This window comes from Nitrospirota bacterium (assembly GCA_016180645.1).
Lineage (GTDB): Bacteria > JACPQY01 > JACPQY01 > JACPQY01 > JACPQY01 > JACPAV01.
Genome location: JACPAV010000027.1, coordinates 1 through 16100, shown reverse-complemented (window position 1 = coordinate 16100; position 16100 = coordinate 1). Strand labels below are relative to the sequence as shown.

Below are 16100 nucleotides of genomic sequence, written 5' to 3'. Positions count from 1 at the left end.
ATTCATGAGGCGACGAAACCGGGAAAAAGCGCAGGCACAGCCGGGTTTGGAAATGATTCAGCTCGTCGGATTTCGGGTCCGGGATGAAGACTTTGCTTTCCCGATTCAGGACGTTCGGGAGGTGGACAAGATGCAGGCCGTCACCCAGGTCCCCCACGCGCCCGAGGCGGTGGTCGGCATGGTGGATGTGCGGGGCGAAGTGATTCCGGTGGTCAGCCTCCGCGCACTTTTCGGGATGGGTGCCGATTCGCCAGGTCCGAAGTCCCGCATTATTTTTGTGGAATCTCCGTCGGCAGGGGGCGGTGGGAAACGAACGGTCGGCTGCATCGTGGATGCATTAAGCCGCGTCATCCGAGTCCCCAAGCCGTCCCTCTCGGAAGTTCCTGCCGAGCTGATCGGCGTCCACCGGAGCTTCCTGGAGGCGGTGGCACGGATGGACGGTCGCCTGATCATGATCCTCCGCGCCGCCAGCCTACTGCCTGCCAACGGAAAGGAGGAGTCCTCGTGACGGCATCCGATAGAATTCGAACCCTGCTCGTGGACGATTCCCACTTCATGCGGCTCGCCCTCCAGCGAGAGATCGCCCAGTACGGTGATATCGAGGTCGTGGACGCGGCCCGGAACGGCGAGGATGCCGTCGAGAAGGTTCTTCAAATCCGCCCGGACGTTGTGGTCATGGATGTGCGGATGCCGGTGATGGACGGTATCGCCGCGGTGCGAAGGATCATGGACCGCCGGCCGACGCCGGTCATCATGTTGAGCGCCTACACGCGGGAAGGGGCCTCCGAAACGCTTGAGGCACTGGCGGCCGGAGCGGTCGATTTTGTGTCGAAGCCGTCCGGCGAGGTATCCGTCGATCTCACCCGCACGGTGAAGGAATTGGTGGACAAGGTCCGGGCCGTGCGGGGGACCACGCCGCGGCCCGGGCCGATCGGCGGGCGGCCATCCGCCGCCCTTGCGGGCCCCGCTCGTCTGAATGGGAAAGGTCTGTGCGTCGTGGTGATCGGCGCCTCAACGGGGGGGCCCTCGGCCTTGGAGGCGCTGATCCCCCGTCTGCCCGAACATTTTCCGGCGGCGACGATCATCGTCCAGCACATGCCTCCGGAATTCACCGGGCCTCTGTCGCAGCGCTTGGACCGAATCTCGCGCATCCGTGTTCGGGAGGCCCAAGATGGGGACAACCTGGAGGCCGCGGCCGCCCTGCTGGTTCCAGGGAACTCCAATCTCACCGTAGCACCGGACGGCCGGGTTCGGCTCAACGGAAACGTTGACCTGTATCCTTATCGACCCTGCATCGATGTGACGCTGAAATCGGTCTCCGAAGCTTTCGGCTCTCACGCGGCGGGCGTTCTCCTCACGGGGATGGGACACGACGGGGCGGAAGGCCTTCGGGCGATCAAGGGTCGAGGGGGTCGCACGATGGTCCAGGATGAAAAGACGTCTGTCATTTACAGCATGCCCCAATCGGCCGTGTTGCTGGGTTGCGTCGACCGGATTGTGCCGGTGGACGACCTGGCGTCGGCCCTCATCGCCTGGTTCCATACGGGAATCGGCGCGGCGAAAGGAGAGTGAAGTGAGATTTCGATCCTTCCCGGTTCTCGTGCTCATGATCCTTATGCCCGGCATCGCGTGGGCCCTCGACGGCAAGATCAACGGTGAATCGGTCAGCGAACACAAGCTGATGGCGGATACGGCGTGGACCATGATCACGGCCATGCTCGTGTTCTGGATGCAGGCGGGTTTCGCCATGGTGGAGAGCGGTTATTGCCGGGCGAAGAACTCGGTGAACCTCATGATGAAGAACCTCCTCGATTTCTGCATCAGCTCGCTGGCGTTCTGGGCCGTCGGCTTCGCCTTCATGTTCGGCGCGGGAAACGACTTCCTGGGATGGACCGGATTTTTCGCGAAAGCCGATACGGGGGATCTCTACCCGGCCCTGGCTTGGACGAGCGTCCCGACACTGTGCGCATGGTTTTTCCAGCTCGTTTTTGCGGGGACGGCGGCCACCATCGTCTCGGGGGCGGTGGCGGAGCGCATCACCTTTAGGGCCTACTTGATCTACAGCCTCATCATCAGCGGTGTGGTCTATCCGGTCATCGGCCACTGGATCTGGGGAGGAGGATGGCTGGCGAAACTCGGCATGGTCGACTTTGCAGGATCGACCGTGGTCCACTCGGTGGGCGGGTGGTTCGGCCTCTGCGGAGCCATCATGCTCGGGCCGAGGATTGGCAAATACGGGCGCGACGGAAAAGTCCATCCGATCCCGGGCCACTCCATGCCGCTGGCATCCTTGGGGACGTTCATTCTCTGGCTTGGCTGGTTCGGTTTCAACCCCGGCAGCACGATGGGGCTGGACTGGGACGGGATCTCCAACACGGCGGTGACGACCAACCTGGCGGCGGCGATGGGCGCCGTGGCGGCCTTGATCACCTCCTGGCTCAAGTTCGGAAAGCCGGACATCGGCATGGCACTTAACGGAACGCTGGGCGGTCTCGTGGCCATCACGGCCGGCTGCTATTTCGTCAGCCCGGCCGGGAGTATCTGCATCGGGCTCACCGCGGGAATCGTGGTGGTGCACGCCGTCGTGGCGCTCGATTCACTTCGCATCGACGACCCGGTGGGGGCCGTCTCCGTACACGCCGTGTGCGGGGTTCTCGGCACGGTGTTGACGGGGGTGTTCCACGTGAAGCAGGGCGTCGCGTACCATTTTCAAGACGTCGCTGCATGGCGGTTCATGGGCGTGCAGTTGCTGGGATCAATTTCCGTTTTCCTGGTGTGCGTGGCCGGGGGCTTCGCGCTTTTTGCGGCGATCAAGGCGCTCTTCGGTCTTCGAGTCAGCGAGGCGGAAGAGATCGACGGCCTCGACGTGCATGAACATGGAGCGAAGGCGTATCCCGATTTCGTGCTTGCGGGTGCGCCCGTGACCGCCCAGGCCGCGATGCCCCAGCCCTCCCGACCCGTGGTGGGCCCTTCTGCCGTGGCCGCAACCGCGGCATCGAATCCCGGCGCGGGGAGTGCCCCCTCACGGTTCAAATATCCTCCGCCGAAGCCGCCCGCGAGCCTGATCCATGCGCCACCCTTTGCACGCCGCGATGGACCGATCGCGGGGGGACCGACCGTCGGCACGGCAGCTCGGTCTTCGGGCAGGCCGTCTTCCGAGGGCACGGCCGGTTCCGGACAGGCACCGAGGCAGGAGCTGCCCGATCCTTCAAAGGCAGGGCCACCGCAGGTGGGTCCGACAAAATCAAGGAGGCTAACGTGAAGAAACTCGTCAGCGCAGCTATGGTCGGTCTGTTCATCCTGGCTTCGGGCCCTTCCGGGGCGGCGGAGCGGGCGGCCAAGGAGAAATACGAGGCGACCCTCCTGGCTCAGGTCATGACGGCCGCCCGACAGGTTCTTGCGGAAAACCAGGGACTCATCAATGAACCGAATCTGGGCGACAAGGGATTCACGGCCGATGTGTTTGCGCAAAAAACGATCGAGCGCTCGAAAAGGCTGTTTAGTATCGATCCGAGCGATGCGGCCATGCCGCCTGTGGTGAAACTGTTGTGGGAGTCCATGAACGAGGTGGTCCGTGAGGCGCAACATCTCATCAACGAAAAGGGGAAGTCCTACAAGGGTTTCCTGCCCGTGGTCTTTGCGCGCCAAACCTCGGCGAAATTCACGGCCAAGATGCCGGGGGCGTACGCCAAGCTGACGTCCATCCGGGAAATCATCCACAACCCGGTGAACGATCCCGATGATTGGGAAGAGAAGATCCTCATGCGGTTCAGGAAGGAGGAACTCCCGAAAGGGGAGCCGTACTCCGAGATCACAACATTTCGCGGAAAGAGGTCGCTCAGGCTCATTCAGCCCGAATACTTCCTACCGGTGTGCCTCACCTGCCATGGCGATCCGAAGGGCTCGATCGAGCCGATCAGCAAGACCAAGCTGTGTGGTCAGAAGCCCGGTGCCGGCGGCTCCGGCTTCAGCATTGCCCTTCCCCTTGAATAGTCCCCGACGCCGTCAGGCGTCCTTGCCGTTGTTGCCGAAGAGGTGAGTGGCGAGGCGGTGGAGGGTGGGGAGGGAGTAGACGTCCGTGGGAAGCGCCGGGACACAGACGATGGGGGATTTGGCGACTTCCTCGCGAATCAGGTCCACGCCGCGCTGATCGTAGTCTGACAGGTCTTCAATCGCCCGGAGGTTTTCCAGTAGCCTTCGGTATTTGGGCTGGGAGGACTTGCTCAAATGCTCTTCGATGGCCCTCTCCGTATCGTCCAAAAGACTTCTCCTGTCCTTTTTCGGGAGATACGGGAAGTGGAATCGATTCACCACGAAGCCGCCGAACGGGATTCGGGCCTCGCGGAGTTTCTCGTGATAGAAAAGGACCTCCTTCACGTTCTGCTGATGGGGGGAGGACACCAGGACGAACGCGGTAGAATCCTGCTCCAACTGCTCCCGGGATTCCTTGGCCCGGAAGGCGAGGCCCTCCCAAATGTCTTCGAGGGCCATGAAGAATTCCGAAACGTCGCGTACGATGCTGAATCCCGTGATGCCTTCGAAGATCTTGAAGAGCAGGTCGGCGCCCCGCTCCACGAGCTTGAATCCGAGTTTGCCGATGCTGACGTAGGGGCGGAGAAACCATCGAACGACGCCGCTCTGGAAGAATTCGACGAGCCGGTTGGGCGCTTCGAGGAATTCGAGCGCATGCTTGGTGGGCGGCGTGTCCACCACGATGAGGTCGTACTCTCGGGCCTGATGCAATTCGTAGAGCTTTTCGATGGCCGTATACTCATACATACCCGCGAGTGTGGTGGTAATCTGCTGGTATAAACGGTTTCCAAAAATCCGGTCGACCACCTCCTGGCGTGGAGCGAACTTGCGGACCATGTCGTCGAACGTCTTCTTGGGGTCGAGCATGAGGGCGAAGAGTTGGCCTTTGGGCTTCGTGCCGTTCTTGGAAAGTTCATCGAGGGATACTTCGCGTTCTTCGTTTCCGAGCGAGCGAACGCCGAGGGAATCGGCCAGGCGCTTCGCCGGGTCAATCGTCATGACCAGCGTTTTCCGTCCTTCCACGGCGGCGTGAAGCGCCACGGCCGCGGCCAGGGTCGTTTTGCCCACGCCGCCGCCACCCCCGAAAATGATGACCTCTTTCTGCCGGATGAGTTTGTCGAGGAAGGTCACTCGAATTTCTCCTCCAGGGCATCGGCCATGATTTCGATGTCTTCGGTGGCCAACGGCGACTTGAGGAGCAGCGGCAGTTCGACCTGGGGTGCCTTGACCTCCTCCTTCAGCCGCTCGCGATAAATCTCCTGAGCGTCGTGGAGCATTTCGAGATCCTGGCGGGCCTTTTCAAGTGCAGCCCAAGCTTCTTCCGAGGCGCCCTCCGGGCACGCCGCGCGGGCCTTCTCGTCGAGCACGTCCTTGTCGACCTGGAATACTTCGTTGATGACGAGCGATTCGATGCCCAAATCCTGATCGTCCCTCAACGAGGCCGCCATCTGCGTGGCCTCATTGATCGGCATTTCCTGGAGGAGTGTAACCAAAAGAATGCCTGAACGGTCAGGATCATGGTAGAAATCGTGCATCGCTTCCGTTTCCTCGACGATCGGCCCGACGCGGACCATTTGGGAAACGACCCGGGGAACCTTCAACATCTGAAGACAGTGGCCCGTCGAAGGGGCGTCGAAGATGATGAAGTCGTAGGGATGGCGCTTTCCGTTCTTGGCCATCTCCTGCGCCATGTACCAGATCTTTCCTGTGACCACGAGTTCCTGAAATCCCGGCGCGGTCTTCGTGAAATACTTGACCACCGGATTCTTGTAGAGCATGTCGCTGACGGCGCGGATCTTGAGCTTCAAAGTGAGATACTCGGGGATCGCCTCTTCGAGTATGATTCTCATCGAACGGATCCCGTCGGCGACGAGATCGCCGTTCGCTCGCCCTCTCTTGGAACCGAAAAGGGTGGGCATGGCTTCAAACTCGGTCAGCTCGAGGACGAGGGGTCGTTTCTTCTTCCGCCGAGCCAGTACGGCCAACGCTGCGGAGGTGGTGCTCTTGCCTACGCCGCCCTTGCCGGTAACGATGACCAGTTTCTTGTGGAACAGGCGGGTCATGGGGATATCTGTCGGGGCCCCGGGTGAGAACGAGGCGGCTACGCCGCGGACTCCTGTCCTTTGGGTTCGGCGCTTGCTCCGATGGAAGGGGCCGGTGAGGTTTCCGCCTCGGCCGCTCCAGACTCCTGTCTACTCGCGGCACTTCCCCCATCCTGGGGGTCGGAGAACTTGAGGATCTCATCCAGGAGCTCCTCCGAAAAAAGGCACCCCAGATGGCCCATGGCTCGAACAACCGTGGTCTTGGCCATGAACGGGGGTAACGCCGAATGGTTGGGAATGATCAGATTGTCCGGGATGATCTGGCACGCCAGCACCGGAACGCCGGTCTGCATGTTGGGCTCGAAAAGGGAGGAAAGAAACGCATTCTTGTATCGCATCTGTCGCGCATTCGCCCCGAGCCCCAGGATCGAGAGCTTCGTTCCTTGGAACGGAGTACCGATGAGGACGGCCCGGTGCACCGAGCCTCTGCCTCCCAGTTTTTCAATGTAGTACATCGCCGCCAATCCTCCGAGACTGTGTGCGACGAGAACCACGCGGGGTTGGCCGGTGATGCGTTTGACCTCCTCGACCTTGCGCATGATGACTTCGGCAAGAATCTCGACGGGTGCGGTGCGGGGTCTCAGGTGGACCACGAACGTCTTCCCCCAACCCCGCTTTTTCATCCGATATCGCATGTAGAGGAACACGGAGGGGGTTTGCATGTAGCCGTGGACGAATACAAAGGGTACAGAGTTGCGGGGCGCGCTCACGCTGAGAAGATTCTCCCAATGGAGATATCCGAGGGGAAGGCCCAGGGCCTGCACGTAGGTGTAAAAGACCTCCTTGATAAAGGCCAGACCGATGGCCAGGGGCTCTACCTCCTTGCGCTCCTCGGGGGTGGCATTGCCCCATTCGTAGAGGAAAATGAAATACGTCAGGAACACAAAGATAAAACTCAGGACGAAAATGAAGATCAGGAGGTTGTAGAGAAAATGCAACATCCGGTTACGATAGGGAAATCGATATTTGATGTCAATGCGCGCCAGATCCAATGGTCGCCGCGCAGGCCCTCTGCTACAATTTGAGCCTATGACACTCGGAACCGGCCGTGGGACTCGGGAAGGAATTCTCGCTCGGATTCATTTGATCCGTCTGCCCCTCTATCCGCAGAGGAAGGACCGAAGGTTTTCCATGAACGTCTACCTGATCGAGGACGAGCAACTTACCTTGGTGGATACCGGCCCGGATCAGGACGAAGCATTTGAGGTGCTGGACCGGGGAGTCAAGAACTTGGGGTACACCCTCCAGGATGTCCGGCGCGTTCTCCTAACGCATGCGCACATCAACCATTTCGGACTGGCCCGGCGGATCAAGGATCTATCCGACGCGCAGGTTTGCGCCTATCGGGGCGACATGGAATTATACAAGACCCATCCCGCTCCCTTGAAACGGGGCCTTGTTCGCCTCGCGCGCCTGATGCGGCAATGTCGGTTTCCCTCGGAGCCTCGGAAGCGCATCTTGCGGGGACTGGCGAGGAAGGCCCGGCAGGCATCGCCCTTTGTGGTGGACATCGGTTTCGACGACGGCGACATGATCGAATTCGAAGATTTCTCGCTGGAAGTCGTGCGGACTCCGGGGCACACCCCCGGGCACTCCTGCTTCTTCAGTTATGAAGCGGATGTCATGTTCTCCGGAGACCACTTGCAGGGGGCAGCCCGCCCGGTGGCCGCCGTCATGTTCGATCCGGATGGGCACCGATATCGGTCCTTCCCCCAATACTGGCGGTCACTCAAGAAGGTTTACTACCTTTCGCCCTCCCTGATCCTTCCCGGTCATGGGAAAGTGGTGGAGAAATCCAAGGAGCGCGTGGAAACGGTCCTCAGTGAACTGGAACGGGAATCCAACGCGATCGCGGCGCGATTGACCCATATGGCCGTGTCCCCTCACGAAGTCCACGCGGGTCTGAATGGGCTATCACACGGCCCTCTCGATTTCAGTACCTTTTCCTGGCTGGTGGGGCACTTGGATCTCCTGAAAGAGAGAGGGGTGGCGGTCGAGTCGTACTTCAAAGGACATCTGCAATATCGAAGGCGGTCGGAGTTGACGGATCTGCCGATCTACGTCCGACGCGCGGGGCACGCGTAGGACCAGGGCCGATCAGGCTGCGGGCTGGGCGGCCGGGAGGACGCTGACTTTCTGTCGTCCGGCGGTGGTCAGGGAGAACTTCACCACGCCATCAATCAGGGCGAAAATCGTGTGATCGCGGCCGAGTCCCACATTCAAGCCAGGATGAATTCGAGTGCCCCGCTGGCGGACGAGGATGTTTCCCGCCCGAACGACCTGACCGTCAAATCGCTTGACTCCCAAGCGGCGACCGGGACTGTTCCGGTTATGACCGCCTGTGCTGCCCGCTTTCTTTCTTCCCATAGCCTAGGACTACTGGACTTGAATGTCCTTGATGAGGAGCGTGGTGAACGGTTGCCGGTGACCGCGGAACCGGCGATAGCGCTTGCGGCGACGTTTCTTGAAAACGACAACCTTCTTCGATTTGCCCTGCGCGACGATCTCAGCGACCACCTTGGCGGACCCGCCGAGCTGCGCCTGATTTCCTTCCAGGGTCTTCAGACCCTCCCGACAAGAGGGAGCAAGTAGGGGAGGGTCTTCAGACCCTCCCGACAAGAGGGAGCATCTGAAGATGCTCCCCTACGAATCGCTTGAGCGGTGGCTGAAGATACCTTCCCGTCCGAGCGAGATTCTGAGCGATGAATTTTGAAACGAGACCGGAGAACGGCTCCTGTCTCAAAATTCACGGCGTGGAAATGGCCTTCCCCCGTGAAGTGATGTTCACACAGCATGGAAAAATGGCAAAAGTCGAGCTTAGAGCTCTTCGGCTCTCCAGGCGAGCCGGTTGCGGGTGGTGGGGTCATGGCGCGGTAGGATAGTGGAAACCGGTGGCCGTGTAAAGGGGCAAACCTTGAAATCAAATTGCTGACGTTGCTTGAGCCGCAATTGACTTGACAATCGGCACCTGTGGTATAAGTTACGGCATCAATAATGGAAGAAGCCCCAGCCGCAGCCGCAAAGAAGCGCGTTCTCATCATTGACGACAGTGTGTCCGTTTTCACCCAACTCAAGAAAATCTTCGATGACGACGGTACATTCGACGTGGTCGGTCATGCCCCGAATGGGGCGGAGGGGCTCAAGATGTACAAGGCGCACCAACCGGACGCGGTACTCTTGGACATCGTCATGCCGGTTCTCGATGGTCTCAAGGCGCTCAAGATGATTCTCGATGCGGACAAAAACGCCCGCGTCGTCATGATTTCATCGGTGGGGGCCGTGGGCAACAAAGCCCTCCAGGCCCTCCAGCTCGGCGCGAAAGGCGTGATCTCGAAACCCTTCCGCGGCGAGGAGATCCTCAAGACCGTCAAGGAGCTATAGCTACGAAAGGCAACTTGGGAGTGAAGTTTTTCGGTCAGCATCTTCTGCACAGGAATCTCGTCACCCGCGAAGGTCTCGTGAAGGCCGTCTCCGAGCAGCAGCGATATAACCTCCGCATCGGCGACTACTCGGTTCGCAAGGGCTACTTGACCAAAGAGCAGGCCCATTTCATCCACGAGGAGCAGAAACGGAAGGACAAGCTTTTCGGCGAAATTGCCGTCGAACTGGGTTATCTCTCGCGCGCCCAGGTGGATGAGCTTCTCACCGTCCAGAGAAACGACCACCGGTTCCTCGGGGAACTCTTGATTGAACAGGGCGCGCTCACGAGAGACGTTTTGGATCGGGAGCTCAGAGAATTCGACGAATCCCAGAGGGAGTATGTGGCCGACCGCGAGTTCTTCCCATCGGACGTGCCCTACCACCGGCAGTACGACGTGTACATCGATCTCGTGGCGAAGCTGCTGCGCCGCGTGGCGAATGTGCTCGTGAAGGCGGAGACCGTCGCCAGAACGGAGGGAAGAATCGGCCACGGACTCGCCACCTTCGGCGTCAAGTTCAACGGCGGCCTCGGCGGAACCTTTGTCCTTTCGCTTTCGGATGACAAGATTCAGGAGATTGCCTCGGCCATGCTGGAAAAACCGGCGAGCGAGCTGTCGCCGGAGTTGACGCTGGATGCGGTGAAAGAGTTCATGAATGTGGTGTGCGGAAACGTCGCCGCCCGAATGGCCCAGATGGGGAAGGAAGTGGACATCGAGCCCCCCGAGGTTCTCAGCGAGTCGCGTGGAGATGGAATCACGGCCGAGCAGGGGGAGACGGCTTGGTACTGCCCTCTGGCGGTAACCTCCGGAGAGGTGTCCTGCGCCGTCCTCCTTGCATCCTCCAAGGCCGCAGCCGCCCCCAAACCGGCGGCTCGGGAGACATCTGCTGCGAAGCCAAGATCCCGACCGAAGGCCAAACCGAAGGCGAAGCCGAAGAAGAAATCGGCGAAGCCCAGGCCCAAGGTCAAGGCGCGAAAGAAAGCGTCGAGGAAGCCGGCTCGGAAAGCCCGAAAACCGGTTCGCAGGTCGAAGAAGGCCGGGCGGCGGGCAGCGAAGAAGGGCAAGCGAAGATAGTCGGAAAAGTTTGACCGTCGCCGTTGTAACGGTGGCGACAGTGTCCTCACAATCCGCACAATGAAACGCAAGAAAGCTTCGAGTCGTTCCACTTCAAAGTCCCGGTCACGTCGTTCCCCCCAATCTCGTGGGAAAACCCGCCGGGCCGCGGCTCATAGGAAGAGGGTGTCCGTCCAGCACCCCCCATCCTCACCTTCCCCCTCAAGGGGGGAAGGGACAAAAGGGAAGCAGCGCCAGCCTTCTTTTCCCTCCCCCTCGACGGGGGAGGGTGCGGGCCTACCCGCCGACCTGCCCGCCGAGTCCAAGGCGGGTTCCGTGGCGGGTGGGGGTGAGCCCCTGCCCAAGGACGGATTCGGCGTCCGTGGCGCTCTGAAAGTCGGCGGAGAAGCCTTCACGATCTTCCGCTTGGTTGACTTGGAGAAGCGAAGCGGCGTCTCCATCTCCCGTTTGCCGTATTCGATCCGGATTCTGCTGGAGAATCTATTGCGAAATGAAGACGGGCGGGTCGTGGAAAAATCCCATATTGAGACGCTGCTGAAATGGAACCCCCGATCGGTTCCCGAGGGAGACATCCCATTCCTGCCGGCCCGCGTGATTCTCCAGGATTTCACCGGCGTGCCCGTGGTGGTGGATCTGGCCGCCATGCGGGACACGGCGAAGCGGCTCGGATCCGATCCGAAAAAGATCAACCCGCTGTTTCCGGTGGACCTTGTGATCGACCACTCCGTGCAAGTCGATGCCTTCGGCTCCCCCGATTCATTTGCGCGAAACGCAGACCTCGAATACGAACGGAACCGCGAACGCTACACTTTTCTCAAGTGGGGGCAGAAGGCGTTCAAGAACTTCCGCGTGGTGCCGCCTGAAACCGGCATCGTCCACCAGGTCAATCTGGAGCACCTTGCCTCGGTCGTGACCGCGCGGGAGGTGAACGGCGTAAGCATGGCTTTTCCCGACACGCTCGTGGGAACCGACTCGCACACGACGATGATCAACGGACTCGGCGTGGTCGGCTGGGGCGTCGGCGGAATCGAGGCGGAGGCCGCCATGCTGGGTCAGCCGTTCAATATGCCCGTTCCGCCCGTAGTCGGGTTCAGACTCACGGGGCGCCTTTCTCCGGGGGCAACGGCAACGGACCTCGTCCTCACCGTCACCCAAATGCTCCGGAAACGCGGCGTGGTGGAGAAGTTCGTCGAGTTTTGCGGCTCCGGCCTCGATTCCCTGAGCCTCGCGGACCGCGCGACGATCTCGAACATGTGTCCGGAATACGGCGCCACCGTCGGCTTCTTCCCTGTCGATCAAGAAACACTTGAGTATTTGACGCTAACGGGCCGCCCGAAGGACATGGTGAATCGCGTGGAAGCCTACTGCAAGGAGCAGGGGCTTTTTCGGACGGCGTCCGCTCCCGAGCCGGAGTTTTCCGATCTCTTGGAGCTGGATCTTGCCGCGGTGGAACCGTCCATCGCCGGACCGAAGCGGCCGCACGACCGAGTGCCGCTCCGCGAATCCAAGAAAGCCTTCCGTGAGGTGCTCACGGCCCCGGTGAAAGAGCGCGGATTCGAACTCGCCCCCGCGGTGGTGGAGAAATGCGTCAACGTCGAACTCGATGGCCAATCCGCCGCTCTCCGGCACGGCTCGATCGTCATCGCCGCAATCACGAGTTGTACCAATACGTCCAACCCGGCCGTTCTTGTGGGCGCGGGCCTGCTTGCGAAACGGGCGTCGGAGAGGGGACTCCGCGTTCCGAAGCACGTCAAGACAAGCCTTGCTCCCGGTTCCCGCGTGGTGGTGGACTATCTGAAATCGGCGGGACTCCTCGAACCACTCGAACGGCTCAATTTTCATCTCGTGGGCTTCGGTTGCACCACCTGCATCGGGAACAGCGGGCCGTTGCCCGAACCGATCGTTCGGGGCATTCAAGAAGGGAACCTCGTCGCGGCGGCCGTTCTCAGCGGCAATCGGAATTTTGAGGGACGGATCCACGCGAACGTCCGTGCGAACTATCTGGCGTCGCCTCCGCTCGTTGTCGCCTTTGCTCTCGCGGGCCGGGTGGACATCGATTTTGAATCAGAGCCGTTGGGGACGGGTTTGGACGGCAAGCCGGTCTTCCTCCGTGAGATCTGGCCGGTACTCAACGACGTGCGGGCTGTCATGGGCCGCGCGCTCAACTCAAGGATGTTTTCTTCACGATACGCCTCGGTCTTCGAAGGCGATGGACGTTGGAACGCGCTCAAGGTTGAGGCCAGTGATCTCTACGCGTGGGATTCCAGTTCGACCTACATTCAGTCACCGCCGTTTTTCGAGGGCATGACGCTTACGCCGCCGGCGTTGGCCGACATCGCGGGGGCGCGTGTCCTCGCCGTGCTGGGCGATTCCGTGACCACGGACCATATTTCGCCGGCCGGCTCGATCGGGAAGGACAGCCCGGCGGGCCGCTACCTGATCCAGCGCGGAGTATCGCCGAAGGATTTCAATCAGTATGGCGCCCGCCGCGGCAGCCACGACGTAATGATGCGCGGCACTTTTGCGAACGTCCGACTGAAGAATCTTCTGCTGCCGGGAGTCGAAGGAAGCGTGACGGTCCACATGCCGGATGGCGCGCAGATGTCCATTTTCGATGCCGCCATGCAGTATCGGAAGGAGGGCGTGCCCTCGATCATCCTCGCAGGCAAGGAATACGGATCGGGGAGCTCGCGCGATTGGGCGGCCAAGGGGCCGAGCCTGCTCGGCGTGCGCGCCGTGATCGCCGAGAGCTACGAGCGAATCCACCGGAGCAATCTGGTTGGGATGGGCGTGCTCCCGCTTCAGTTCGAGAGCGGGCAGTCGAGGGAATCACTCGGCCTGACGGGGCGGGAAACCTTCGACATCGTCCGCGTCTCCGAAGGGATCGAGCCGCGAAAAATGTTGACCGTCCGGGTGAAAACGGGGGAGGGGAAGACCACTGAGTTCCGGGCCATCGCGCGACTCAACACCCGCGTCGAAGTCGAATACTACCGCCACGGCGGCATCCTCCAAGCCGTCCTCCGCCACCTCTGCGCCGCATAGGGGTGTTGCTTCCCGGCTGAGTCTTTGATTCCGCTCCAGGAACGGGGGGGGGCGGTTTCTTCAACGCGAGGATCCGATCGGGCAGGAGCAAATCCTTCCGAAGATTTTTTCCAATCGTGCGCGGCAGTCATGGCAGGACCTTTTCACTGAGCCACCACACTCACGAGTGAGTCGAGTTGACTTCAGATATCTATCGCGATAAAATAGCAGAGTTTTTCCAATTTTTTCCGAAATAGGAATGTAGTACATGAGGATCAACAAGGGACTCCAACCTTCCACTCCGCTCGGCTTGGCCATCGGGATGATCTCGATCGTCGGCGCCATTGTCATTGAGTTCAATCACATGAATCCTGACTTTGGATCGGCCTTCCTGAAGATCTCGCCGATCATGATCATTTTCGGCGGCACCTACGGGGCGACGATGCTTTCGTTTCCCGTGAAGGACATGCTCCAAGTGCCCCGCCTTTTCTTCATGGCTTTCTCGCAGATTTCCATCGACAAGGACGACCTGACGAACACGCTGGTCAACTGGGCTCAACGCGCGCGTCGCGGCGGCATCCTTCAACTGGAATCGGACCTCGCCGCATTGGACAACGCCTTCATCTACAAAGGACTTCGTATGATCATTGACGGCGTCGATCCCAAGCTCGTCCGTGAGGTCTTGGAGAACAATGTTTCGCGGATGGAGCAGCGCCACAACATCGGCTCGGAGGTGTGGGGGTCCATGGGAGGATACGCGCCGACGATGGGTATCATCGGCACCGTCGTAGGCCTGATCGCTGCGTTGAGCGAAGCGGGCGCCGCTGGAGGGGAAGGAGCATCGAAGGTCGTCGGCGCGATTGCCACGGCTTTCATCGCCACGTTCTATGGGATTCTCAGCGCAAACATTCTTTTTCTCCCAATCCAGCGGAAACTGAAAGCCCGCTCGGAAAACGAACGGTTCATGCTCGAAGTGGCCATGGAAGGGCTCCTCTCGCTTCAGCAGGGCGAGCACCCCACCTACATCCAGGACCGGGTGAACTCCTTCTTCGCCTTCAAACGGGAGGAGGAGGGCCGCGCGGCGGCCGCGGCCGGTGAAGAGCGGAAAGCGGCCTAGAGTTGCCGGCGGTTTGACGCTGAATCTGCGGGCCATTCATCTCGCAGCGGGGCCTTCAGGCTCCGCTACCCTCATACGAACATGAGAAAGAAAGGCGGTCACGGCGAAGGGGGAGGGGGAGGCCACGACGCGGGCGGGGGGCTCCGATGGCTCCTCACCTACGCGGACATGATCACGCTCCTTCTTGCACTCTTCATTTTCTTGTACTCGGTTTCGGAGGTGAGTGAATCAAGGATGGTCAGTTTTCTTCAGCAGTGGCGGGAGGCGTTCACGATCATCGGGAAAGAGCCGGTTCACTCGCGTCCGAATCCCATTCCGGAAATAAATCAGCTCAAGAAGATTGAAGAGGCTTTCTACGAGCGACTGAGCCAGGAACTCAAGCGCGGAGAGGTCAAGATCGAAACCCGCGAGGAGGCCCTTGTCCTGCAAATCCTGAACGAGTCTCTGTTTTTCGATCCAGCGAGCGCGCGGCTGCGCGCGGAGTCGCTGCCGGTGCTCAACAAGATTTCGGAACTCCTCCGTGGGTTGACCAACGATGTTCGCGTGGAGGGCCACACCGATCCGGAGCCTGTCTCCAGCCCGATCTATCCTTCCAACTGGGAACTCTCCTCCGCGCGCGCGGCATCGGTGGCGCGCTACATGGAATTCAAGGGCGTGGACCCTTTTAGAATGGCCGTGTCGGGTCGCGCCCACTACGATCCACTCCAGGATCTGACGCCCGACGATCCTCGCAACCGCCGCGTCGAAATCTGGATCCTCCGTAAGAAGAAGAGCGGCTGACGCCGCTTCTCTCGGATCTCCCCCAAGCCTGCCGGTCTCGGCCCCACGCGCGGGTACTTCGTCCAACCTGGATTACTGAATGTTCTGCGGCAAGGTTCCGGGCAGACCGGCTCAGGTCCCGAGGTTAGTCCTCGATAGCCGCTATCGAGGTCCAGTCTCCATAGGAGGAGGGTCCAAGGCCGAAGACTCACGCCGCGATTGCCGCGACGGGAATTAACAACCACTTGACAACGAGCGGTAAAATGGGCTAAAGGACTCTCATGCGTCAACGCATGTGGAGTGATGCACGGAGGGTACGGCATGGGGGAGCATCTGAGAACCCCGGAGAACCCCGGAGAACTGATCTGTCCTCGCCAATAAATCTTGGTAGGCGCGGGCCATGTTACATGCCGCGCCATCCTGGGCGCGGCGACATCTCATGGTCCCATGCCCTCCGTGGCATGGGGCTTTATGCCTGCGTCCGAAGACGCACCCATAAAGGGTGCGGCTACCCGAGGCCGGCGCTTCTTGATCTTGGTAGGCGCGGGCTTTACGCCCGCGTCCGCTCACTCACCA

Annotated in this window: 15 protein-coding genes; 10 read left to right on the top strand and 5 right to left on the bottom strand. The window is 60.6% G+C overall.

The window, feature by feature from the left end; translation table 11 throughout:
- The first annotated feature begins 4 nt into the window (after positions 1-4).
- Genes HYT87_15475 through HYT87_15460 form a run of 4 tightly spaced genes read left to right on the top strand, consistent with a single transcriptional unit; the run spans position 5 to position 3993 of the window.
- A complete protein-coding gene (locus tag HYT87_15475; GenBank protein MBI2061139.1) occupies positions 5-508 on the top strand; it encodes a purine-binding chemotaxis protein CheW in 504 nt (167 codons plus the stop codon).
- Positions 505-1572 (top strand): chemotaxis response regulator protein-glutamate methylesterase, encoded by a 1068-nt coding sequence (locus HYT87_15470; protein MBI2061138.1) that lies wholly within the window; start codon positions 505-507, stop codon positions 1570-1572. Before HYT87_15475 ends, HYT87_15470 begins: the two co-directional genes overlap by 4 nt.
- Positions 1573-1606: 34 nt before the next feature.
- The gene (gene amt / locus HYT87_15465) at positions 1607-3262 is read left to right on the top strand and encodes an ammonium transporter (GenBank protein MBI2061137.1); all 1656 of its coding nucleotides are present in this window, start codon (positions 1607-1609) and stop codon (positions 3260-3262) included.
- Positions 3259-3993, top strand: coding sequence for a DUF3365 domain-containing protein (locus HYT87_15460; protein ID MBI2061136.1), 735 nt, complete (start codon positions 3259-3261; stop codon positions 3991-3993). The genes amt and HYT87_15460 overlap by 4 nt, the downstream gene beginning before the upstream one ends.
- A gap of 12 nt (positions 3994-4005) precedes the next feature.
- Here HYT87_15460 and HYT87_15455 read toward each other — a convergent pair whose 3' ends face one another.
- The 3 genes from HYT87_15455 to HYT87_15445 are packed head-to-tail and all read right to left on the bottom strand — an operon-like array spanning position 4006 to position 7075.
- Positions 4006-5163, bottom strand: a complete 1158-nt coding sequence (locus HYT87_15455; GenBank protein MBI2061135.1) for an ArsA family ATPase — start codon at positions 5161-5163, stop codon at positions 4006-4008.
- A complete protein-coding gene (locus tag HYT87_15450; GenBank protein MBI2061134.1) occupies positions 5160-6095 on the bottom strand; it encodes an AAA family ATPase in 936 nt (311 codons plus the stop codon). The genes HYT87_15455 and HYT87_15450 overlap by 4 nt, the downstream gene beginning before the upstream one ends.
- 38 nt (positions 6096-6133) lie before the next feature.
- Entirely contained in the window at positions 6134-7075 is a 942-nt protein-coding gene (locus HYT87_15445; GenBank protein MBI2061133.1) for an alpha/beta fold hydrolase, read from the bottom strand.
- Between the two features lie 88 nt (positions 7076-7163).
- Here HYT87_15445 and HYT87_15440 point away from each other — a divergent pair, with 88 nt between their 5' ends.
- Positions 7164-8219, top strand: a complete 1056-nt coding sequence (locus HYT87_15440) for an MBL fold metallo-hydrolase (GenBank protein ID MBI2061132.1) — start codon at positions 7164-7166, stop codon at positions 8217-8219.
- 12 nt (positions 8220-8231) lie between these two features.
- On the opposite strand, the gene rpmA is transcribed toward HYT87_15440, so the two are convergent.
- Entirely contained in the window at positions 8232-8501 is a 270-nt protein-coding gene (gene rpmA / locus HYT87_15435; protein ID MBI2061131.1) for a 50S ribosomal protein L27, read from the bottom strand.
- 9 nt (positions 8502-8510) lie between these two features.
- Positions 8511-8771 carry a 50S ribosomal protein L21 gene (gene rplU / locus HYT87_15430; GenBank protein ID MBI2061130.1) on the bottom strand — a complete coding sequence of 87 codons (261 nt, stop codon included), beginning with the start codon at positions 8769-8771 and terminating at the stop codon, positions 8511-8513.
- A 357-nt stretch (positions 8772-9128) separates the two neighbouring features.
- Here rplU and HYT87_15425 point away from each other — a divergent pair, with 357 nt between their 5' ends.
- The 5 genes from HYT87_15425 to HYT87_15405 all read left to right on the top strand — a co-directional run bounded on the left by HYT87_15425 (position 9129) and on the right by HYT87_15405 (position 15545).
- On the top strand, positions 9129-9515 hold the full coding sequence (locus HYT87_15425; protein MBI2061129.1) for a response regulator: 387 nt from the start codon (positions 9129-9131) through the stop codon (positions 9513-9515).
- A gap of 14 nt (positions 9516-9529) precedes the next feature.
- The gene (locus tag HYT87_15420; protein ID MBI2061128.1) at positions 9530-10627 is read left to right on the top strand and encodes a chemotaxis protein CheX; all 1098 of its coding nucleotides are present in this window, start codon (positions 9530-9532) and stop codon (positions 10625-10627) included.
- 60 nt (positions 10628-10687) lie between these two features.
- Entirely contained in the window at positions 10688-13669 is a 2982-nt protein-coding gene (acnA, locus tag HYT87_15415) for an aconitate hydratase AcnA (protein MBI2061127.1), read from the top strand.
- A gap of 247 nt (positions 13670-13916) precedes the next feature.
- Positions 13917-14765 carry a MotA/TolQ/ExbB proton channel family protein gene (locus HYT87_15410; GenBank protein ID MBI2061126.1) on the top strand — a complete coding sequence of 283 codons (849 nt, stop codon included), beginning with the start codon at positions 13917-13919 and terminating at the stop codon, positions 14763-14765.
- An 81-nt stretch (positions 14766-14846) separates the two neighbouring features.
- Positions 14847-15545 (top strand): OmpA family protein, encoded by a 699-nt coding sequence (locus HYT87_15405; protein ID MBI2061125.1) that lies wholly within the window; start codon positions 14847-14849, stop codon positions 15543-15545.
- The last annotated feature ends 555 nt before the right edge of the window (positions 15546-16100 follow it).

What these genes read in the sequence shown, in the direction of transcription:
- HYT87_15475 (MBI2061139.1), top strand. Translation starts at nt 5, where the DNA reads ATGAGGCGACGAAACCGGGAAAAAGCGCAGGCACAGCCGGGTTTGGAA.
- amt (MBI2061137.1), top strand. Translation starts at nt 1,607, where the DNA reads ATGATCCTTATGCCCGGCATCGCGTGGGCCCTCGACGGCAAGATCAAC.
- HYT87_15450 (MBI2061134.1), bottom strand. Translation starts at nt 6,095, where the DNA reads ATGACCCGCCTGTTCCACAAGAAACTGGTCATCGTTACCGGCAAGGGC.
- HYT87_15445 (MBI2061133.1), bottom strand. Translation starts at nt 7,075, where the DNA reads ATGTTGCATTTTCTCTACAACCTCCTGATCTTCATTTTCGTCCTGAGT.
- HYT87_15440 (MBI2061132.1), top strand. Translation starts at nt 7,164, where the DNA reads ATGACACTCGGAACCGGCCGTGGGACTCGGGAAGGAATTCTCGCTCGG.
- rpmA (MBI2061131.1), bottom strand. Translation starts at nt 8,501, where the DNA reads ATGGGAAGAAAGAAAGCGGGCAGCACAGGCGGTCATAACCGGAACAGT.
- HYT87_15425 (MBI2061129.1), top strand. Translation starts at nt 9,129, where the DNA reads ATGGAAGAAGCCCCAGCCGCAGCCGCAAAGAAGCGCGTTCTCATCATT.
- acnA (MBI2061127.1), top strand. Translation starts at nt 10,688, where the DNA reads ATGAAACGCAAGAAAGCTTCGAGTCGTTCCACTTCAAAGTCCCGGTCA.
- HYT87_15410 (MBI2061126.1), top strand. Translation starts at nt 13,917, where the DNA reads ATGAGGATCAACAAGGGACTCCAACCTTCCACTCCGCTCGGCTTGGCC.
- HYT87_15405 (MBI2061125.1), top strand. Translation starts at nt 14,847, where the DNA reads ATGAGAAAGAAAGGCGGTCACGGCGAAGGGGGAGGGGGAGGCCACGAC.